The organism is Micromonospora acroterricola (assembly GCF_003172955.1).
Taxonomy (GTDB): Bacteria; Actinomycetota; Actinomycetes; order Mycobacteriales; family Micromonosporaceae; genus Micromonospora; species Micromonospora acroterricola.
Map to the genome: position 1 here is coordinate 16,732 of NZ_QGKR01000178.1, position 19,445 is coordinate 36,176.

The 19,445-nt window shown below is 71.3% G+C and carries 11 protein-coding genes and 2 pseudogenes; 6 read left to right on the forward strand and 7 right to left on the reverse strand.

The window, feature by feature from the left end:
* Positions 1–102: 102 nt before the first annotated feature.
* On the forward strand, positions 103–1,548 hold the full coding sequence (locus DKT68_RS11930; RefSeq protein WP_201749002.1) for a hypothetical protein: 1,446 nt from the start codon (positions 103–105) through the stop codon (positions 1,546–1,548).
* A 19-nt stretch (positions 1,549–1,567) separates the two neighbouring features.
* On the opposite strand, the gene DKT68_RS11935 is transcribed toward DKT68_RS11930, so the two are convergent.
* On the reverse strand, positions 1,568–3,046 hold the full coding sequence (locus tag DKT68_RS11935) for a glutamate--cysteine ligase family protein (RefSeq protein ID WP_109817481.1): 1,479 nt from the start codon (positions 3,044–3,046) through the stop codon (positions 1,568–1,570).
* A 295-nt stretch (positions 3,047–3,341) separates the two neighbouring features.
* On the reverse strand, positions 3,342–3,923 hold the full coding sequence (locus DKT68_RS11940) for a YceI family protein (RefSeq protein ID WP_109817482.1): 582 nt from the start codon (positions 3,921–3,923) through the stop codon (positions 3,342–3,344).
* Between the two features lie 100 nt (positions 3,924–4,023).
* Here DKT68_RS11940 and DKT68_RS11945 point away from each other — a divergent pair, with 100 nt between their 5' ends.
* Positions 4,024–4,539 (forward strand): MarR family winged helix-turn-helix transcriptional regulator, encoded by a 516-nt coding sequence (locus tag DKT68_RS11945; RefSeq protein ID WP_109817483.1) that lies wholly within the window; start codon positions 4,024–4,026, stop codon positions 4,537–4,539.
* Positions 4,540–4,789: 250 nt separating this feature from the next.
* Here DKT68_RS11945 and DKT68_RS32645 read toward each other — a convergent pair.
* The 5 genes and pseudogenes from DKT68_RS32645 to DKT68_RS11965 form a co-directional block, all read right to left on the reverse strand.
* Positions 4,790–5,059: pseudogene (locus tag DKT68_RS32645) on the reverse strand (hypothetical protein); the annotation flags it as partial.
* Between the two features lie 104 nt (positions 5,060–5,163).
* Positions 5,164–7,477, reverse strand: a pseudogene (locus DKT68_RS11950) (ATP-binding protein); the annotation flags it as partial.
* Between the two features lie 141 nt (positions 7,478–7,618).
* The gene (locus DKT68_RS11955) at positions 7,619–8,767 is read right to left on the reverse strand and encodes an acyl-CoA dehydrogenase family protein (RefSeq protein ID WP_109817485.1); all 1,149 of its coding nucleotides are present in this window, start codon (positions 8,765–8,767) and stop codon (positions 7,619–7,621) included.
* 75 nt (positions 8,768–8,842) lie between these two features.
* The gene (locus DKT68_RS11960) at positions 8,843–10,375 is read right to left on the reverse strand and encodes an acyl-CoA carboxylase subunit beta (protein WP_109817486.1); all 1,533 of its coding nucleotides are present in this window, start codon (positions 10,373–10,375) and stop codon (positions 8,843–8,845) included.
* A 265-nt stretch (positions 10,376–10,640) separates the two neighbouring features.
* The gene (locus DKT68_RS11965) at positions 10,641–11,459 is read right to left on the reverse strand and encodes a basic amino acid ABC transporter substrate-binding protein (RefSeq protein WP_236646850.1); all 819 of its coding nucleotides are present in this window, start codon (positions 11,457–11,459) and stop codon (positions 10,641–10,643) included.
* Between the two features lie 463 nt (positions 11,460–11,922).
* On the opposite strand from DKT68_RS11965, the gene DKT68_RS11970 reads away from it, so the two are divergent.
* From DKT68_RS11970 to DKT68_RS11985, 4 genes are read left to right on the forward strand one after another with little or no spacing between them, the layout of a single operon-like run.
* A complete protein-coding gene (locus DKT68_RS11970; RefSeq protein WP_161556650.1) occupies positions 11,923–14,985 on the forward strand; it encodes a non-ribosomal peptide synthetase in 3,063 nt (1,020 codons plus the stop codon).
* A gap of 28 nt (positions 14,986–15,013) precedes the next feature.
* Entirely contained in the window at positions 15,014–16,567 is a 1,554-nt protein-coding gene (locus tag DKT68_RS11975; protein WP_109817489.1) for a B12-binding domain-containing radical SAM protein, read from the forward strand.
* Positions 16,568–16,583: 16 nt separating this feature from the next.
* The gene (locus tag DKT68_RS11980; RefSeq protein ID WP_109817490.1) at positions 16,584–18,158 is read left to right on the forward strand and encodes a B12-binding domain-containing radical SAM protein; all 1,575 of its coding nucleotides are present in this window, start codon (positions 16,584–16,586) and stop codon (positions 18,156–18,158) included.
* Between the two features lie 11 nt (positions 18,159–18,169).
* The gene (locus DKT68_RS11985) at positions 18,170–19,432 is read left to right on the forward strand and encodes an MFS transporter (protein WP_109817491.1); all 1,263 of its coding nucleotides are present in this window, start codon (positions 18,170–18,172) and stop codon (positions 19,430–19,432) included.
* The last annotated feature ends 13 nt before the right edge of the window (positions 19,433–19,445 follow it).

Consider the following 19,445-nt stretch of genomic DNA (forward strand, 5'->3'; position numbering starts at 1 on the left):
CGGCGACCGTACCGGTCGTCGCCCAACCCGTTGCGTCTGCGGCCCGTTCCGGCGGGTAGTTGCCACTCGCCGCGCCGACGACGGGACGTTACGCTGCCCGGCATGGCCAGACGGGGCTGGGGAGTATCGATCGCGACGGCGGTCGGGGTCGCGGCCGGCGCTGGCGCCGCACAACTGGGCTTCGGCTACGGGCTCGGCGTCATCACCTGGACGCCCACCGATGCGGCGGCAACCGACACGGCCTGGGCGGATGGGCTGGCGTGGGCCGCGTGGCTCGCCGCCAGCTCCACGGTGCTGGGCGCGGTCTGCGCGCAGCGGCTGCACCAGCGGGCCGCGCCGTCATCGGCCGAGCCGAGGCCGACCGTCCCGGATGCGACGCCTCCCGCCGTGCCGGACCCGGCGGACGGGCCGCAGCAGGTGCCAGTGCCCGGGGCGGAATCGCGTACCGCGGTCGAGGGCAGCGGCCCGGCGAGCGCGACGGACGGCCCCTCGGCGCGGATCACCCCACCGGTCGAGCGTGAGGGCCTGCTGCGGCGGGTGTCCCTGGCGCTCGGCGCCGCGATCGGCGGGCTGGTCACCGTGCTGCTGGTCGCCGTACCCGCGCGGGTCGCGGCGGGCGCCGACACCGCCGCGCCGCAGCGGGTGGCCGCCGTCCACGCGGCGCTGGGCATCCTGATCGGCGTGCTCGTCGCGCTCTGGGCGCTGCGTTCCCGCGCCGCCGCGGTGAACGTGACCGCGACGGCCGCCTGGCTGTGGCTGCTCGCGGTGGTCTCGGTCGTCGACGGGGTACGCGTCGGGCGCGGACTGACCGGCGCCCAGCTCGGCACCTGGCAGCTCGACCCGGACCACGCGCGGTACTGGATCGGTGACCAGCTCTACTGGCCCGGCGCGCTGCTGGCGCTCGTTCCCGCGCTGCTGATCGGCGCGCTGGCCGCCCGGCGAGCCGCCCGGTCGACGGGGCATCTGGTCGGCGCGGCGGCCTCCGGCGCGGCCGGCCCGCTGCTCGTCGCGCTCGCCTACCTCACGACCGTGCCGCGCTGGTCGGCGCTGGGCCCCGCGCAACTGTCCACCCAACTGATCGCGCCGTACGCGGTGATCGCCGGCATCGGCGGCTCCGTGCTGGCCGCCGTCCTCGCCGAGCGGGTCGCCCGGAACCGGACCGCCAACCCAGGGGAGGCCGTCCCCGGTGTGGCGGCGACCCTGCCACCCCGGGCCGGGGTGACCTCGGCCGTCGACCCCGGCGCGGCCCCGGCTGCCGGCTCCGGGGCGACGTCGGACGTCGAGCCACGAGCCGAGGCGTTGACGGCCGACTCCCCGGGCGGGACCGCTGCGCGGCGCGGCACGGCCGACGCCGCCCCGTCGACGAGCCGGGCACGATCCCGGACGCGCGACACCGACGCCGCACCCCCGACGCGTGACGCGGCCGCCGTTCCCCGGGTGCCGGCACCGCGCACCGACCCGGACCTCTCCGGTCCGGCTGAACCCGCCGGTGGCGAGCCAGCGGCAGGCAGCCGGCGCCGCCGTCCACCCCGCCCCGCCACCGACTGATCCTGCACGGGGTCCGGGGTCAGTCGACGGGCCAGGTGTGGACCGGCTCGTTGCCGCGCTGGAGTTCCGCGTACCGCTGGACCATGTGGTGCAGCGCGGCGGCCCGGTCCATGCCCCGGTGCCGTTCCGCCGCCCAGACCGCCTCGGTCTGCCACACCGCGCCGTTGCGGCCGGTCCGGCAGCGCTGCTCGATGATGCCGAGCAGCCGGTCCCGCTCCGCTGGTGCGACACCGAAGCGGTCCAGGCCCGCCGCGGCGGTGGGCAGCAACTGCTCCAGCACCAGCGTGGTGACGGGCACGTCGCCGACCCGGGGCCAGTGCAGCACGGCGTCCAGGCCGCGGCGGGCGGCCGCGTGGAAGTTCTCCTCGGCGGAGCTGAAGGTGAGCTGGCTCCAGATCGGCCGGTCCGCCTCGGCCAGGCCCCGGGCCAGCCCGAAGTAGAAGGCCGCGTTGGCCAGCATGTCCACCACCGTCGGACCGGCCGGCAGCACCCGGTTCTCCACCCGCAGGTGCGGGCGGCCGTTCATGATGTCGTAGACCGGGCGGTTCCACCGGTAGACGGTGCCGTTGTGCAGCCGCAGCTCCCCGAGCTGGGGCACACCGCCAGCGTGCAGCACCTCCACCGGGTCCTCGTCCTCGCAGATCGGCAGCAGCGGCGGGAAGTACCGGACGTTCTCCTCGAACAGGTCGAAGATCGAGGTGATCCACCGCTCGCCGAACCACACCCGGGGGCGTACGCCCTGGGCCTTGAGTTCGTCGGGGCGGGTGTCGGTGGCCTGCTCGAACAGGGCGATCCGCGTCTCGGCCCAGAGCTGACGGCCGTACAGGAAGGGCGAGTTCGCCCCGATCGCCACCTGCACCCCGGCGATGGCCTGGGACGCGTTCCAGTAGTCGGCGAAGCTGTCCGGCGCGACCTGGAGGTGGAACTGGAGACTGGTGCAGGCGGCCTCGGGGGCGATCGAGTCGGTGTGCGTCCGCAACTGCTCGACACCACGGATGTCGAGCTCGATGTCCTCGCCCCGGGCACCGACGATCTGGTCGTTGAGCACCCGGTAGCGCTCGTTGGTGGAGAGATTGTCCTCGACCAGGTGCCCCTCGGTGAGGGTGGGCAGGATGCCGACCAGGACGATCTTCGCGTCGGACTTGGCCGCCCGCTCGTCGGCACGGGAGAGGCTGCTCCGCAGGTCGTGCTCGTAGTCGGCGAAGCCGGTGCCCCCGATCAACCGGGGCTCGGCGTTCAGCTCCAGGTTGAACTGCCCCAGCTCGGTCTGGAAGAGCGGGTCGGCGATGTCGACCAGGATCTCCTCGTTGCGCATCGCCGGCTCGGCCGCCGAGTCGACCAGGTTGAGCTCGATCTCGAGGCCGGTCATCGGCCGGTCGGCGTCGAAGCCGAAGTCGTCCAGCATCAGGGCGAAGACGTCCAGGCACCGCCGGACCTTCTGCCGGTAGCGGACGCGGTCCTCCCGGGTGAAGGCGCCCTGCGCGACGTCCCTGCCCATGTGTCCTCCCGGCGGCCGGCGCGGTCGGGATTCTGCCGTCCCGGAAAGCGCATTGTGAACCATCCACGTTAAGAGCGCCCGCCTGGCCGGGGCCAGAGGCCGGTACCCGCGATCCGGGACCGACGGAGCAGACGCGCTCGTGGCGCCATCTGTACCCCGCCGGTGCCGGGTCGGACCGGTTGGCGGTGCGAACAACTCGTGACAATTCACACGGCGCCGGCCGTGGGCGACGCGGACGGCGCCGGGCCCGCGCCGAACTGCGGCGCGGGCCCGGCGTACCGGCGATCCGAAGGGATCAGGCCTGGCGGACGGCCTCGCCCTCGATCTCGATCTTGATCTTCTTGCCGACCAGCACGCCGCCGGTCTCCAGCGCGACGTTCCAGGTCAGGCCGAACTCCTCGCGGTCGATCTCGGTGCTCGCGGAGAAGCCGAAGATGTCCTGGCCGAACGGGCTGCGGCCGACACCCTCGAACTCCACCTCCAGCTCGACCGGACGGGTGACGTCCTTGATGGTGAGCTCACCGGTGAGCACGAACTCGTTGCCACGGCGGGACTTGACCCCGGTGCTGCGGAACTCCAGCGTCGGGTACTTCTCGACCTCCAGGAACTCGGGGCTGCGCAGGTGGGCGTCCCGGTCGTCCTGGGTGGTGTCGATGCTGGCGGCCTGGATGGTCGCGACGACCGACGACTGCAGCGGGTCCTCGGCGATGGTGATGGTGGCGGCGGCCTCGTTGAACTCACCGCGGACCTTGCTCACCATCATGTGCCGGGCGACGAAGCCGACGCGCTTGTGCGCGGCGTCCAGCGCGTAGGTGCCGGCCGCCGGGATGGTGAGGCCGTCCCAGTCGCGGGTAACCGCATCGATGCTGCTGGTCATGCTGCTGTCCTCCAGGAAGAATGTTTAGTAGCCCAACGACTGCCTGAGCAACTATAGCCGTAGCAATATTCCCCGTGTCAAGTACTGGTAGGATGAACGAGTGACCAACGTGTTCGACGATCCCCGGATCACCGCCGTCGGCCTGCTCTATGAGGTGCATGCCGGGCTGTCGGCCCGGTTCGCAGCCCAACTCGACGAGCAGGGCCTCTCCGTGGTCGAGTTCGAGGTGCTGACCCGCCTGGCCCGCTCGCCGGGCAACCAACTGCGGATGACCGACCTCGCCGCGCAGACCTCCCTCTCCACCAGCGGCGTCACGCGCGTGGTGGACCGGATGGAACGCGACGGGCTGCTCACCCGCCGCGCCTGCCCGTCCGACCGGCGCAGTTCGTTCGCCGTGGTGACGGCGGCTGGCATGCAGCGGCTCAACGAGACGCTGCCCGGGCACCTGCGGATCATCGAGCAGTGGTTCACGGGCCAGCTCGACCCCGATGCCCTGGCCGCGCTGCTCGACGGCCTGCGCCGGGTACGGGACGCCGTTCATCCCTGTGCGACCGCCGGCAGCACCGACGACGCAGAGCACGAGACTCCCGCCGCCGACGGCGCCACCCGATCCTGACGGCCGAAACCGGCCCCGGTTCGGACGGTCGCAGGCGGTGGATGGGCCGGCTCAGCGGGTGGCGGCGCCACCGGCAGAAAGACCGGCAGAACTGACCTTGGTAAAGGGACGAACCGCTCAGCTTGGTCTTTCCGGTCGCACAACGGTGGCAGGCTTCGTGCACCGGGGATTCACCGGGGGGTGACGGCGCGGGCGAACAGCGAGGGGTAGCACCAAGGGGGCTTTTCGTCCGCGCCACTCCGCGCCCACCCTACCGGGCGGCCGGCCCGCCACGGGCCGCGGTCAGCGCGTAGAGCAGCCCCGACTCCTGCGGCAGCAGCCGGATGCCACTCTCCTCGCACACCCGGTCGAGCCGGTCCAGGACCGCCGGGTCCGCGGTGCTCGCGGCCAGCCCCACCAGCGCCTCCACCACGTCCCGCCGATCCTCGCCGGCATCGGCGGCGGCGGCGAACCACTCGGCCGCCAGCTCCCGGTCGCCCCGGTGCAGCGCCAGGTTCCCCTCGATCAACGCGCAGATCCCCGCCTCCGGCCCGCCCCGGGACAGCACCGCGTCCTCCGGGTCAGGTCGCTCCGGCACGGCACTCTCCTCTCCCGGTCGCGCCGTCACCGACACCTCGGCGCCCTCCGCCCGCAGCTCGGTGAGCACCTCGGCCGCCTCCGGAGCGCGACCGTCCTGGGCGAGTGCCAACCCGACCGTGCCGAGCACCCGGCGCCGATGCCCCGGATCACCCAGCTCCGACAGCGCGGCCGCCGCCCGCCGGCCCTGGTCCACGGCGTCGGCGTACCGGCCCTCCAGGCGGGCCACCTCGGCCCGGTTGGCCCAGGCCAGCACCCGCAACCGCTGCTCCCCGCCCTCGGCGGCGAGCCGGTCCACCGCGGCCAGCCTCCGACGCGCGGCCGCGAGGTCACCGACCCGGATGTCGTGCCAGGCGAGGCTGTTCTGGGCAACCGCCAGGTCCCGGGTCCGCCCGTTGCGGGCCGCCAGTCGGAGCACCGCCTCGGCCTGCTCCCGGGCCTCGTCGTGGCCGCCGACGGTGATCAGCAGCGCGGCGAGCACGCTCCGCGTCTCCAGCTCACCGGTGACGTCACCGGCCTGCCGGAACAGTTCCAGGGCGGCCCGCGCCGTCGGCAGTTCCTCGGCGCCGGCGCCGTGCTCGGCGGCGAGACGGGCCACCCCGAGGGTGGCCCAGCCACGGAGGACGAGATCAGCGTCGGCGGTCCGTGGGTCGGCCAGCAACCGCCGCAGCCACTGCCGGCCGGCGACGTCGCGCCCCCGGAACCGCCACCAGCGGGGCAGGCAGGCCGCCAGGCGGAGCGCGGTCAGTGGGTCGTCGGTGGCCGCGTGGGCCAGGGCCGAGCTGATGTCACTGCTCACCTCGTCCAGCCGACGCACCGCGTCGGACAGCCGGGGACCGGCCAGGTCGTTGGCGGTCCGCGCCACCAGACGCGCGATCACCTCCGCGTGGCGGCGCCGGACGGCGGACAGCTCGCCCTCGCCGGCCGCCTGTTCGATGGCGAAGTCGCGGACCGCGTCGAGCAGCCGGAACCGGAACGGCCCGGCGCCGAGCACGCTCAGCAGGCCGAGTTCGACGAACCGGTCCAGCAGCGGAAGCGGGTCGATCACCACCGTGCCGTCCCGGTCTGCCTCGTCGGCGAGCATCTCCTCGGCCAGCTCCACCGACCAACGGTTGCCGAACATGGCCAGTCGCCGCAGCGCGTCCCGCTCGTCCGGCGCGAGCAGCCGGTAGCTTGCCGCCACCGCGTCCCGCAGGGTCACCGCCGCGGTGCCCCGCTCGACGGCACTGCCGGGCGAGCGGCGGGTGGCCGCGTCCGGTCCGTCCCAGCCGGGGTGGACCGCCGGGTCGGCCGGGGTGGTCAGATCGAGCACCCGGTCCCCGTACCGGTCGAGCAGCTCGGTGAGGTCGAGGAGCCGGCCGCGGGCGGCCATCAGCTCGATGGCCAGTGGCAGCCCACCCAGCCGGCGGACCAGCGCGGCCAGCGCCGGCAACTCGTCGGTGGTGGGCGGCTCGCGACGGACCTGGGCGAGCCGGGCGGTGAACAGCGCGACCGCCGGCCACGCCGCGAGCGTCGCCGGCCCGGACCGCTCGGCGTCCGGCGGCGGCACGTCGAGCGGCGCGACCGGCCAGACCCGCTCGCCGGGCAGCCCGACCGGGTGCCGCCCGGTGACCAGCACGCGCAGCGAGGGCAGCGCGCCGGTCAACCGGTGCAGTGTCTCGGCCACCGGCCCGGGGGCACGCTCCACGGCGTCCATCACCAGCAACGCCGGGCGGCCGGCGAGCCGGGCGGAAAGTTCCGGCAGCCGGGCGGCGCCGAGCACGGCCATCGAGGCGGCCAGCACGTCCGGGCCGTCCGCGCCCTCTCCGATCAGCACCCCGGCCACGCCGGCCGGGTGGGCGTCGGCGGAGGCGTGCGCGACAGACAGCGCCAGCGCGGTCTTGCCGACCCCGGCCAGCCCGACCAGGCTCACGAGTCGGGGGCCCTGCTCCGCGGTCAGCATTCCGGTCAGCTCGGTGACGTCCCCGTCCCGGCCGATCAGGGCGACCGGCGGTGGGAGGGCGACGGGCGGGTCCGACCCGGCTGGCCCTGCTGTCGACGCGGCGGCGCCGGTGACCGGGAGCGCCGCGGGGGTGACGTCCGACCGGGCCGGCTCACCGCCGGCCGGGCTGCGTGCCGCGGCGAGGAAACCCGCCCTGGCGGCACCGGTCAGCTCCAACGCTTCGGCGAGCAGCTCGACGGTCGTGCGCTGCGGCCGAATCGACCGACCGCGCTCCAGGTCACGCACCGTCCGCACGCCCACACCGGACCGCGACGCCAGCTCGGCCTGGGTCAGGCCGGCGGCACGCCGGTGCCCGCGGAGCAGCTCCGGCAGCCGGGTACGACCGGCCGAGCTCCGTGACCGATCATGATCCGGAGTCATGGGCACGAAGAGTACGGATCGACTCCGACCATCGGCAGTCGAACGTCGGGCTGCCGACGCCCGCTCGCCGATATCCGACAGGTCGGCCGGACAGCCCTGCCGGAGGCGGCCGACGACCGGGCGTCGGCCGACTCCGACCGGTCAGAGCCCCAGGTCGCGCGCGATGATCATGCGCTGCACCTCGCTGGTGCCCTCGCCGATCTCCAGGATCTTGGAGTCGCGCCAGAACCGGGCCACCGGGTACTCGTTCATGAAGCCGTAGCCGCCGTGGATCTGGGTGGCCTCGCGGGCGTTGTCCACCGCGATCGTGCTGGCGTGCAGCTTGGCGATGGCCGCCTGCCGCTTGAACGGCTCGCCAGCCAGCATCCGGGCCGCGGCGTCGTAGTAGGCCAGCCGGGCGGTGTGCGCCTTCAGCTCCATGTCGGCGATCTTGAACTGGATCGCCTGGTTGGCGCCGATCGGCCGGCCGAAGGCCTGCCGCTCCTTCGCGTACTTGATCGACTCGTCGACGCAGCCCTGGGCGAGGCCGACGGCCAGCGCCGCGATGGCGATCCGGCCCTCGTCGAGGATCTGGAGGAACTGGGCGAACCCCCGCCCCCGCTCGCCGAGCAGGTTGGCCGCCGGCACCCGGCAGTCGTCGAAGGTCAGCTCGTGGGTGTCCGAGGCGGTCCAGCCGACCTTGGAGTAGCCCGGCGCCACGGTGAACCCCGGCGTGCCGCTGGGCACGATGATGGTCGACAGCTCCTTCGAGCCGTCCGGCTTCGTACCGGTCACCGCGGTGACGGTCACCAGCGCGGTGATGTCGGTGCCCGAGTTGGTGATGAACGCCTTCGAGCCGTTGATCACCCACTCGTCGCCGTCGAGCACCGCCCGCGTCTGGGTGCCGGCGGCGTCCGAACCGGTGCCCGGCTCGGTGAGCCCAAAGGCGGCCAGCGCCTCGCCGCTGAGCAGCTTCGGCAGCCAGGTCGCCCGCTGCTCGTCGGTGCCGAACCGGTAGATCGGCATCGCGCCGAGCGACACCGCCGCCTCCAGCGTGATCGCCACGCTGGAGTCGACCCGGGCCAACTCCTCGAGGGCCAGGCAGAGCGCGAAGTAGTCGCCGCCCATGCCGCCGTGCTCCTCAGCGAAGGGCAGGCCGAACAGGCCCATCTTGCCCATCTGCCGGATCACCTCGTACGGGAAGGTGTGCTGCTCGTAGTGCTCGGCGATGACCGGGGCGACCACCTCGCGCGCGAAGTCCCGCACGCTCTCCCGCAGCGCCGATTGTTCGTCGGTGAGCCGGAAGTCCATCTCATCCTCCTGTGGGGACGGCCGCCGGGCGCTCGTGACGCCGGAGCGGTTCGCTGTGCCGGGCCGATCGAGGGGTCAGACCGGGGTGACGCCGTGCCGGCGCCGGGAGAAGTGCCGATCCTTGGTGCGCGCCGCGGCGAACCGGCGGACCAGCTCGGTACGCAGGTCGTGCGGCTCGACGATCGCGTCCACCACCAGCTCGCTGGCGAGCCGGACGACGTCGATGTCCCGCTCGTACTCGGCTCGCTTGGCGGCGACGAAGGCCGCCCGCTCGTCCTCGTCCGGGATGGCGGCGATCTTGTTGGCGTAGACCGCGTTCACCGCGGCCTCGGCCCCCATCACCGCGATCTTCGCGGTGGGCAGCGCGATGGTGGCGTCCGGCTCGAACCCGGGGCCGGCCATGGCGTAGAGGCCGGCGCCGTACGCCTTGCGGACGACCACGCAGATCTTCGGCACCGTCGCCTCGGAGATCGCGGTGATCATCTTCGCGCCGTGCCGGATGATGCCCTGCTTCTCGACCGCGCTGCCGACCATGAAGCCGGGCACGTCGCTGAGGAAGAGCAGCGGCACGTTGAACGCGTCGCAGAGCTGCACGAACCGGGTCGCCTTGTCGGCCGAGTCGACGAAGAGCACGCCGCCCTTGAACATCGAGTTGTTGCCGACCACGCCGACGACCTCGCCGTTCAGGCGACCGAAGCCGATGGTCAGCTCCTTGGCCCAGAGCGCCTGGATCTCGAAGAAGGAACCCTCGTCGAGCAGGCCCTTGACGTACCGCCGCATGTCGAACGCCTGCCGCTCGCTGGCCGGCACCAGCGCTGCCAGGTCGGCCTTCTCCGGCGCGGCGACCGCCTCGGCGGCCGGCGGCGTCTGGGTCCAGTTCGCCGGCAGGTACGACAGGTAGCGGCGCACCACGTCGAGCGCGTCGGCCTCGGTCTTGCAGAGGAAGTGCCCGACGCCGGACTCGGCGGTGTGCACCTTGGCCCCGCCCATCGCCTCCAGGGTCGTCTTCTCGCCGGTGACCATCTCGACCATCCGGTCGGACCCCAGGTACATGCTGGCGTTGCCGTCGACCATGGCCACCACGTCGCAGAACGCCGGGATGTACGCCCCACCGGCGGCGCTCGGGCCGAACAGCGCGCACACCTGCGGGATCGAGCCCGAGGCGCGCACCTGGTTCCAGAAGATCTTTCCGGCGCCGCGCCGGCCGGGGAAGAGGTCGACCTGGTCGGTGATCCGGGCGCCGGCCGAGTCGACCAGGTAGACCATCGGCACGCCGGCACCGTACGCCCGCTCGATGATCCGGATGATCTTCTCGACGGTGCGGGCGCCCCAGCTGCCGGCCTTGACGGTGGAGTCGTTGGCCATCAGGCAGACCTGCCGGCCGTCGATGGTGGCGGTGCCGGTGACCACGCCGTCGGCGGGCAGCCCTTCGGCCAGCGTGTTGGCGTAGAGGCCGTCCTCGACGAACGAGCCCTCGTCGACCAGGAGCGCGACCCGCTCCCGTGCGAAGAGCTTGCCCTTGGCCGCGTTCGCCGCGTGGTACTTGTCCGCGCCGCCGGACCGGGCCCGCTTGCGCAGCTGCTCCAGCGCCTCACCGTCGAGCGTCACGCCGACTCCCTATTGCCGCCACCCCACGCCGGCCACCTCACGAGCGCGCCGACTGACCTGAACGATCGTTAGGCTAACGTATCCGGGCGCGCTGCGGCGACCCAACTGCCGACGGGTCGGCAGGGGTGGATGACCGCCGCGGGCCAGGGGAGCCGGGTCGGGTGTCCTGAGCCCTGCGGCGTCAGCGGGGTCGGCGAGGAACGCGGCACAGCGAGCACCTGGGGCGGCGGCCTCTGCGCGACCGGCACGCCGCCCCCGGGCACCGTCAGGCGCTCGGCCGCTTGCCGATCCACTTCTCGTAGAGCGTGTCGTACGTGCCGTCCTGCTTCGCCTTGGCCAACATCTCGTTGATCTTCTTGAGCAGCTCCGGGTTGCTGTCCTTCCGCACGGAGATCCCGTACTGCTCGCCGGTGTCGAACTCGGCAGCCACCTCGAACCCGCCCGGATTCTCCTTGATGTACTCGGCCCAGACCGGCAGGTCGTTGATGGCGGCCTCGACCTGACCGTTGGCCAGAGCCTGCTGCTCGGCAGCGAGATCCTCGAACTCGACGAGCTGGAGAGCCTTCTCCTTCTCGAACCGCCGGGCGTAGTCACGCCCGGTGGTCGCCGCCTGCACCGCGACCTTCATGCCTCGAAGATCGTCCAGCGACTTGTACGGCTTGCCGGTCTTGACCAGCATCGCCTGCGTCGCGTCGAAGTACGGATCGGAGAAGTCCATCACCTTCTGCCGCTCCTCCGTGATCGTCATGCCCGCCGCGGCAGCGTCACACTTGCCCGTGTTCAGGTCCTGACCGGACTTGATCCCCTCGAACGGCGTGTCGACGATCGCCTGCTCGACACCCAGTTCCTTGGCGACCAGCTCCATCACGTCGACGTCGAACCCGACCACCTTGCCGCTGGCGTCCTTCGACTGGAACGGCGGGTACGGCAGGTGCGTGCAGACGGTCAACGTGCCCGCCTTGACGAGCTTGACTCCGCCCGCCTGGACCTCGCTCTCATCCTTCTTGGCGCATCCGGCGCTCAGGACGAGTGCGGCGATTGTAACAACAAGACCGGCAGTTCGGCCCGGGTTATAAATATTCACGGTTATGTCCGTTCGTTTCCACCGCATGGACGGGAAGCCAGGGTTACGACAGGGGGGACCGTACCTGATTACGGAGGCCTCACCTAGATCCGAAAGTCCTCAGTGGTGTGTCCGGTTCGGCCGAGTCTCGGCACCGCGCCACCGCAGGTCCCGACTGCTGAGAATCGTTGCCAGCGCAGGGGTTTCGCTGCTCACGACCTTCCGCCTCCTGCTCCGACGGCATCAGGCCACGTCACAGCCCCATCCTCACTCAGCGTGCACCGGTTCGATGTAGGGCGATATCAGCTCTATGCCCTTTTCTCGATGGTAAATCACCGGAGTCGATGCGTAGACAGTTGCAAAAGTTCGTCGTTACGATGCGATGCAGTCAACGGGGACTACCAAATCCTGCCTACGGCACTGCCGCTACGGCATATTGAGAACTGCTTGGGAGAGGTGCCTCCGTGGTGTCCTCAGAAACACCTTGACCGTCGCCAGGACGGGACGAGCCCGCCGCAGCCCTGCCGAGGTCGGCGCTCTCCTCACAGGACCGGTCCGGCCACGTCCGATCGACGAGACCGTCGTCGACCTCATCGACGACACGATCCGCACCCACCCTGACGCCGTCGCGATCATCCATCCCGCCGGCACGCTGACCTACCGGGACGTGGACCGGCTGGCCGGCGCGGTCACCGCCGATCTGCTCGCCGTGGGTGCCGGGCGGGGCGACTTCGTCGCACTCCTGCTCGACGACCGGGTCGGGCTCCTCGTCGCCATGCTCGGCACCATGCGGTCGGGCGCGGCGTTCGTGCCGTTCGACCGCGCCTGGCCCGCCCTGCGACAGGTACGGATGCTCGACGGGCTCAGCCCGGTCGCCGCCGTCGGGTCGCACCCGCCGGACGGAGCACCCGCCGTGCCGGTGATCGGCGTGCGGACGGATCCGGCCACGGTGCGGGTGACCTCGCCCGCCGCCGACCGGCCCCGGCCGGAGGACCCGATCTACGCGTTCTTCACCAGTGGCTCCACCGGCCTGCCGAAGTGCGCGGTCAACCTGCACCACGGTCTGGTCAACCGCTTCCTGTCCATGACGGAACGGTTCGCCGCCGACGGCGGCGTGGTCCTGCAGAACTCCGCGCACACCTTCGACTCGTCGATCTGGCAGTTGCTGTGGCCGCTGACCCGCGGCGGCACCGTGGTCATCCCGGACCGCACCGGGATCCTCGACTTCGACGCGACGCTGGCCCAGATCCACCGGCACGGCGTCACCATGACCGACTTCGTGCCCAGCATCTTCGACCTGCTGGTCGAGCGCCTCCAGAACCGTCCACAGGACCGGCACCTGCTGGCGTCGATGCGCCAGGTCTTCATCGGCGGGGAGGCCGCGAAACCCCACGCCGTGCAGGCCTTTCGACGGATGTTCGCCCAGGTCCGCGTGACCAACACCTACGGTCCGACGGAGGCGTCGATCGGCTCGGTCTTCCACGCCGTCAGCGAGGACGACCGGCAGGTCATCCCCCTCGGCCTGCCCCTGCCCAACACGTCGGTGCTGATCCTCGACGAGCACGGTGACCCGACCCCCCGCGGCGAGATCGGGGAGATCCATCTTGCCGGCGTCTGCCTCGGCGCCGGCTACCACGGCGACGCCGAGCGGACCCGTCAGGTCTTCGTGCCGAACCCGTACGACGAGGTTCCCGGCGACCTGCTCTACCGCACCGGGGACTTCGGCTGGGTCCGCGAGGACGGCCTGTTGATGTTCAGCGGCCGCCGGGACGCCCAGGTCCAGATCACCGGGGTACGCGTGGACCTCGGTGAGATCGAGTACGCGCTCACCACGCTGCCCGGCGTTCAGCAGGTGAAGGTGGTCGTCGACGAGGCCGGCGCCACGGCGATGCTCGTCTGCTTCTACTCGGCGGAGCGCGGCGTGACCGAGGAGGCACTGCGCGAGCACGCCCGGGCCGCCCTGCCCGCCGCGCTGGTGCCCGGCAGGTTCGTCCGACTCGCCACCCTGCCGCTGCTCTCCAACGGCAAGGTCGACCAGGAGCGACTGCGTCGCCGGCTGGCGGGCGCCGCACCCAGGGCCGCCGACACCGAGGCGGCGTACCCGCCGGAGAGCGTCGAGGCGCGGATCGCCCAGATCTGGACGCGGGTGCTGGGCTTCAGCGCGTACGACGACGACTTCTACTGCCTCGGCGGGACGTCGCTCGGCGCCGCCCGACTCGCGGTGGAGTTCGAACGCACCTTCGGGATACGGCTGGACGTGCGCGACCTGATCCGGGCGGCCACCATCCCGGCGCAGGCCGAGCTGGTGCGCCGGGGCCGTCCGCTGCCGCCGCCCGACGTCGCGCCGCACGAGCTGGCGAGCGACCTGCGCCTCGGTGAGCTGGGCCGGGTGCGGGTGCGGCGGCCCGACGACCCGGGCGCGATCCTGCTGGTCGGCGCGACCGGGTTCATCGGTACGCACGTGCTGGCCGCCCTCTCGGCGCAGGGTGACCGACCGGTCGTCTGCCTGGTCCGCGCCACCGACCACGAGGCCGCTCGGCACCGGGTGACGGCCGCGCTGACCGCCGCCGGCTACGGCCCGGCGGAGCTGATCGGGTGGTCCGCTCTGGCCGGTGACCTGGACCAGCCACACCTCGGGCTGATGGCCGCCGACTGGCGGCGGCTCTGCCGGCAGGTCGGCACGATCGTCGACGCCGGCGGACGCGTCGACACCCTCCGCGACTACGCGGACCTACGGACGACCAACGTCCACGGCCTGCGCACCCTCATCCACCTCGCCGGCGCCCACGTCCGTAAGCGGATCATCTCGCTGTCGACCACCACGGTGCGCGACGTCCACGGCACGCCACTCGCCGAATCGTTCCTGGCGCCCTGGTCGACGTTGCCGGCCGACGGCTACAGCCAGTCCAAGTGGGTCGGTGAGCAGCTGCTGAGGGCGGCCGCCGAGCAGGGTGTCCCCACCGCCGTCGTCCGGCTCGGTGAGGTCGCCGCCCACTCGCGCACCGGCCACGCCAACCCGCGGTCGTCGGTGACCATGATCCTGCGGCTCTGCCTACGGCTCGGGGTACGGCCGCCGACCCGCCTGCACGTCGACTGGACGCCGGTCGACGTGGTCGCCCGGATGGTGGCCGCGCTCACCGAACCGCGCCACCCGGTACCGCCGGGCACCGTCCTGAACGTGGTGGCGCCCGCGTCGGTGCCCGTGACCGATCTGCTGTCCCGGCTCCGCGCCGATGCGGGCGCGCTGCCGGAGATCCCGTACGACCGGTTCCTCGACCGGGCCGCCGACCTGGTCGGCGATGACGAGACAGCTCGCTGTCTCGCTGTTCTTCGGCCCCGCAGCGCCGCGGCGACCGACGCACTGGCCGGGGTGTGCCACGACGCCCTGGTCGGCACCGACACGATCCGTGCCGCCCGGATGGCCCGGGACCTCGGCCTCGGCTGGGGCACGAGCCGGGACCGGGAGATCGACACGATGATCGACCGTCTCACGAGGACTTCCCTGTCGGTGAATCGTCCGCACCTGTCCACCGCGACAGTCCAGTGAACCGCGACCGACCGGCCCAGGAGACGCCATGAAGGTGAACCTGTACTACGCCCCGTTCCCCTCGCAGATCTTCCAGGGCGAGAGCGAGCCGATCAACACTGAGCGGCCACTCAACCCGAAGAGCGCGCTGACCACCATCGCTGCCGGCCTGCGGGCGTACGCACCGCACTTCGGCTACTCCTGCGACATCGAGATCATCGATCTTCAGCTCGGTGGCCAGCGGGTGAAGTACAAGTCGCTGCCCTACGGCCCTCGGATCATGGACTGTTACCGGTACGGCACCCCGTTCGAGGAGGCTGACGAGAAGATCCGCTCGGCCGACGTGCACGGCATCACCTGCAACTTCACCAACAGCGCGCACATCGTCAGTGACCTCGCGCAGCACATCAAGAGGGTCAACCCGAAGGCTCTCGTCGTGGTCGGCGGGGTCGACTGCACCGCCCGCCCGCAGTACTACCTGGCCCGGGGCGCGGACGTGGTGGTGCGCGGCGAGGGCGAGCTGACGTTCGCGCGGGTCGTCGACGCGCTCAACCGCAAGCAGGACCTGGGAACGGTTCCGAACATCTCCCTGCCCGGCCGGCTGATCCCGACCAAGGTGGACACGTCCGAGACCGTTCCGATGGACTCGATCGAGCCGATGGCCCTGGACCTGATCCCCGACCTCTCGGTCTACACCGACACGGCCGAGGGACCGCCGCCGGAGGGTGTGCAGGGCAGCTTCATCTGCTGGGAGACGTCGCGGGGCTGCGCGTGGCGGTGCTCGTTCTGTACGGCCCCGTCGCGCGGCGGTTACCGGTACATGAGCCTGCCGACCATGGAGAAGCACCTGAAGACCTTCCAGGAGTACGGCATCAAGACGATCGTCTGGCAGGAGGACAACCCGCTCTCCCGGATCCAGCAGAACGGCGCCGGCCGTTACCTGTACGACTCCGGGCGCGAAGAGGTGCTCGCCATGTTCCACATGTTCCGGGACTACGGCTTCGCCTGGGAGTTCGCCAACGGCATCGAGTTCGGCAAGTTCATGCAGAACGGCAGATTCGACCACGAGCTCGCCGATGCCCTGCTCGGCAGCAAGATGGTCGACGGCCGGTGGGTCGGTTGCTACCGGGTGCAGATCCCGCTGGACAACATGAACGTCAAGAAGCGCCGGTTCCCCAAGCTGCTCGGCTTCGACGAGCAGGTGGACGTCCTGGCGACGATGCTCACCGACCACGGCGTCGGCCACCAGACGTACGACCTGTTCATCGGCTACCCCGAGCACGACCGCGAGGGCATCGACATGTTCACCGACTACTGCCTGCGGCTGAAGGAGGAGCTGACAGCGGTCGGGCAGGGCCGCTACAAGCCCTACTTCAACGTGTTCAACCTCTCGCTGCTGCCGGGCGCCCGGGACTGGACGACCCTGCACTCCCTGCTCCAGTTCGACATCGACGAGAACCCGGAGGTGATCGGGATCTTCCTGTCGGCCATCAACACCGAGCACTTCACCTACTGGGACATCTACCAGAAGCGTCTCGAGATGACGACCATGCTCAACGATCGCGAGATGCACCGTCTCTACGACGGCATCTTCGCGGGCTGACGAGGAGGTTTCGGCAATGCGCGTCACCCTGTTGTACGCCCCGTACCCCGGGCAGTCGTTCCGCGACGAGGACACCACCATCAGTCCGGTGCGCGTCCGCAACCCCAAGAGCGCCCTCGTCACCCTGGCCGCCGGCGCTCGGGCCTACCTGCGGGAATGGGGAGTCGACGCGGAGTTCAAAATCGTCGACACCCAGGTCGACGACGGCGAACCGGAGCACTACGCCTCGTTCCAGTACGGGCCGCGAACGATCGACTGTCACCGCTACGGCGGCCCGTTCGAGGCGTACGCCGACGAGGCGCGCTCCGCCGACATCATCGGGATCTCCAACAACTTCACCAACTCCGCCCGGGTGGTGGCCGACTTCGCCAAGTTCCTGAAGCAGGTCAACCCGGACGCGCTGATCGTCGGTGGCGGGATGGACGTCACCGCCCGGCCGGAGTGGTACCTCGCCAACGGCTTCGACGTGGTGATCCAGCTCGAGGGTGAGCTGACCTTCGCCCGGCTGATCCAGTCCCGGGCGACCGGCCAGCCCATCGAGGGGATGGTGATGACCCGACGGGTCGGCGACGGCCTCGTCATCATGGGTGGCGCCCAGCTCAACCTGGCCGAGTTGCCGCCGATGGCGCTGGACCTGATCGACGACCTCTCGGTGTACGACGACACCGGCGAGGGGCAGCCGCCGATGACCGTGCGGGCACCCTTCACCTGCTTCGAGACCTCGCGCGGCTGCTACCGCACCTGCTCGTTCTGCGCGACCCCGATGCGGGGGCACTACCGCTACATGAAGCCGGACGTGGTCCGGCGGCACTTCGAGTACCTGAAGTCGATGGGTATCTCGAACATCCTCTTCCAGGAGGACAACACCCTGTCCCGCATCCAGCGCTCCGGGCGGGGGACGCTGCTGCACGACAGCGGGCGGGAGGACACCCTGGCAATCTTCCGGATGGCCCGCGAGATGGGCTTCTCCTGGGAGTTCGCCAACGGGCTGGAGTTCGGCAAGTTCCTCGACCTGGGTGAGGTCGACCGGGAGTTGATGGAGACCCTGTTCTGGAACGACACCAGCGGAGACCGTTGGGTCGGCTGTTACCGGGTGCAGATCCCGCTGGAGTACCTCGGTGACGAGCCCACGAAGAAGTTCAACAAGCTGCGGCCGTTCCAGGAGCAGCTGCAGATCGTCACGTCGATGCTGGATCTCGGCGTCCGGTACCTGACCTTCAACATGCTGATCGGGCATGACGACGACGACATGCCGATGATCGACATGTACCTGGACCGGTGCCTGCAACTGAAGGCCCGGCTCAACGAGGCCAGCACCGAGGCGACGAGCTACTTCAATGTCTTCAACCGGACTCTGCTCCCGGGTACCGCGGACTTCCGGAAGAAGTCGGATCGACTATCGTTCAACATCGAGGAGACGCCGGAAGTGATCAGCGTCTACCTCTCACCCATGCCCTCGAGCCACCTCTCCTACTACGAGCTGTTCGAGCAACGCCTTCGACTGACCGAGGCGCTGAACGGCTCGCTGATCGACCAGTACGACGGCATCTACCGGCCGCGCGTGCAGAAGGAGTCCGTCCCCGTTGTCTGAACTGGTGACTGATGTCGCTGGGTGAGGCCGTCGGGCGCTACGCCGCACTCTGGCGTACGCCCGGCGTTCCCCGGGTGATGTTGCCGGCGATGCTCGCCCGGCTGCCGGTGGCCATCGAACCACTCGCGATCTTCCTGCACATCAGCGCCGAGACCGGCTCGTACACGGCCGGCGCGACGGCCCTCGGCGTGTTCTCCGCGGCGCTGGCCGTCGCCTGGCCGCTGCACGGCCGGCTCATCGACCGGCGCGGGTTGCGTGTCGTGCTGCTGACGCTGGCGGTGCTGCACTCGGCGGCGCTGGCCGTGTTCGTCTTCGCGAGCAGCGGCCCGGCCTGGCTGCTGGTGGCCTCGGTGGCGCCCGTCGCGCTCACCATGGCGCCGGTCGGCTCGACCGTCCGCGCCGCGTGGGCGCTGATCCTCCCGCCCGGGCCGGCGTTGAACACCGCCAACGCCCTGGAGGCGGTGCTGGTCGAGGTCTTCTTCGTGATCGGCCCCGCCCTGACCGGCCTGCTGACCGGCGTCTTCAGCGCGCTCACCACGACGCTGCTGGCCGGCGGCATGCTCGTGGTCGGCTCCCTGCTGTACGGCAGCGCACCGGCGATCTCGACGATGCGGCGGGAGACCGACCCGACCGAGCCGGGCACCCTGGCCGGCGGAGGAAGCCACGATCGACGCGAGCGGAGGCCGTGGCGGATCCCCGGTGTCGTGGCGATCCTGGTGGCCGCCGGCGGGGCGGCCGCGGCGTTCGCCGTACTCGAGGTCACCGTGCCCGCGACCGTGTCGGCACACGGCGACGCGGCGGCGACCGGCGTGGCGCTGCTGTCCCTGCCGCCGGCGGCCAGCGTCATCGGCGGGCTGGTCTACGGCGCACGGCAGCACACCCGTCTGCCGGTCAACCGCTATCTCGGCCTGCTGGCGGTGGCGTTCGCGTGCATGGTCCCGCTGGTCTTCGCCACCTCGGTCGCGGTGCTCGCGGTGTGTCTGTTCCTCGCGGGTCTGCCGCTGGCGGCGCTCAGCTCGGAGGAGTTCGGGCTGCTCGGCAGCCTGGTGCCCAAGAGGGTGATCAACGAGTCGTTCGCCCTGGCCGCGACGATGATGGCGGTGGGCAGCGCGGTCGGGACCCTGGCGGCGGGCGCGATCCTGGGCTGGCTCGGCCCCACCGAGGCGCGGCTGCTGTCTCCGGCAGCCGCCCTGATCGCGTTCGCGGCCGTCTTGTCGATGCGGGCTACGCTGAGCGACGTCGATTCATTGGCCACTGCCGACAGCGGAGCGTGACGGGACAGCGCGG

Excerpts from the sequence above, each read along its gene's own strand:
- DKT68_RS11975 (WP_109817489.1), top strand. The coding sequence starts at position 15,014 with ATGAAGGTGAACCTGTACTACGCCCCGTTCCCCTCGCAGATCTTCCAG.
- DKT68_RS11940 (WP_109817482.1), bottom strand. The coding sequence starts at position 3,923 with ATGACCAGCAGCATCGATGCGGTTACCCGCGACTGGGACGGCCTCACC.
- DKT68_RS11980 (WP_109817490.1), top strand. The coding sequence starts at position 16,584 with ATGCGCGTCACCCTGTTGTACGCCCCGTACCCCGGGCAGTCGTTCCGC.
- DKT68_RS11930 (WP_201749002.1), top strand. The coding sequence starts at position 103 with ATGGCCAGACGGGGCTGGGGAGTATCGATCGCGACGGCGGTCGGGGTC.
- DKT68_RS11955 (WP_109817485.1), bottom strand. The coding sequence starts at position 8,767 with ATGGACTTCCGGCTCACCGACGAACAATCGGCGCTGCGGGAGAGCGTG.
- DKT68_RS11985 (WP_109817491.1), top strand. The coding sequence starts at position 18,170 with ATGTCGCTGGGTGAGGCCGTCGGGCGCTACGCCGCACTCTGGCGTACG.
- DKT68_RS11935 (WP_109817481.1), bottom strand. The coding sequence starts at position 3,046 with ATGGGCAGGGACGTCGCGCAGGGCGCCTTCACCCGGGAGGACCGCGTC.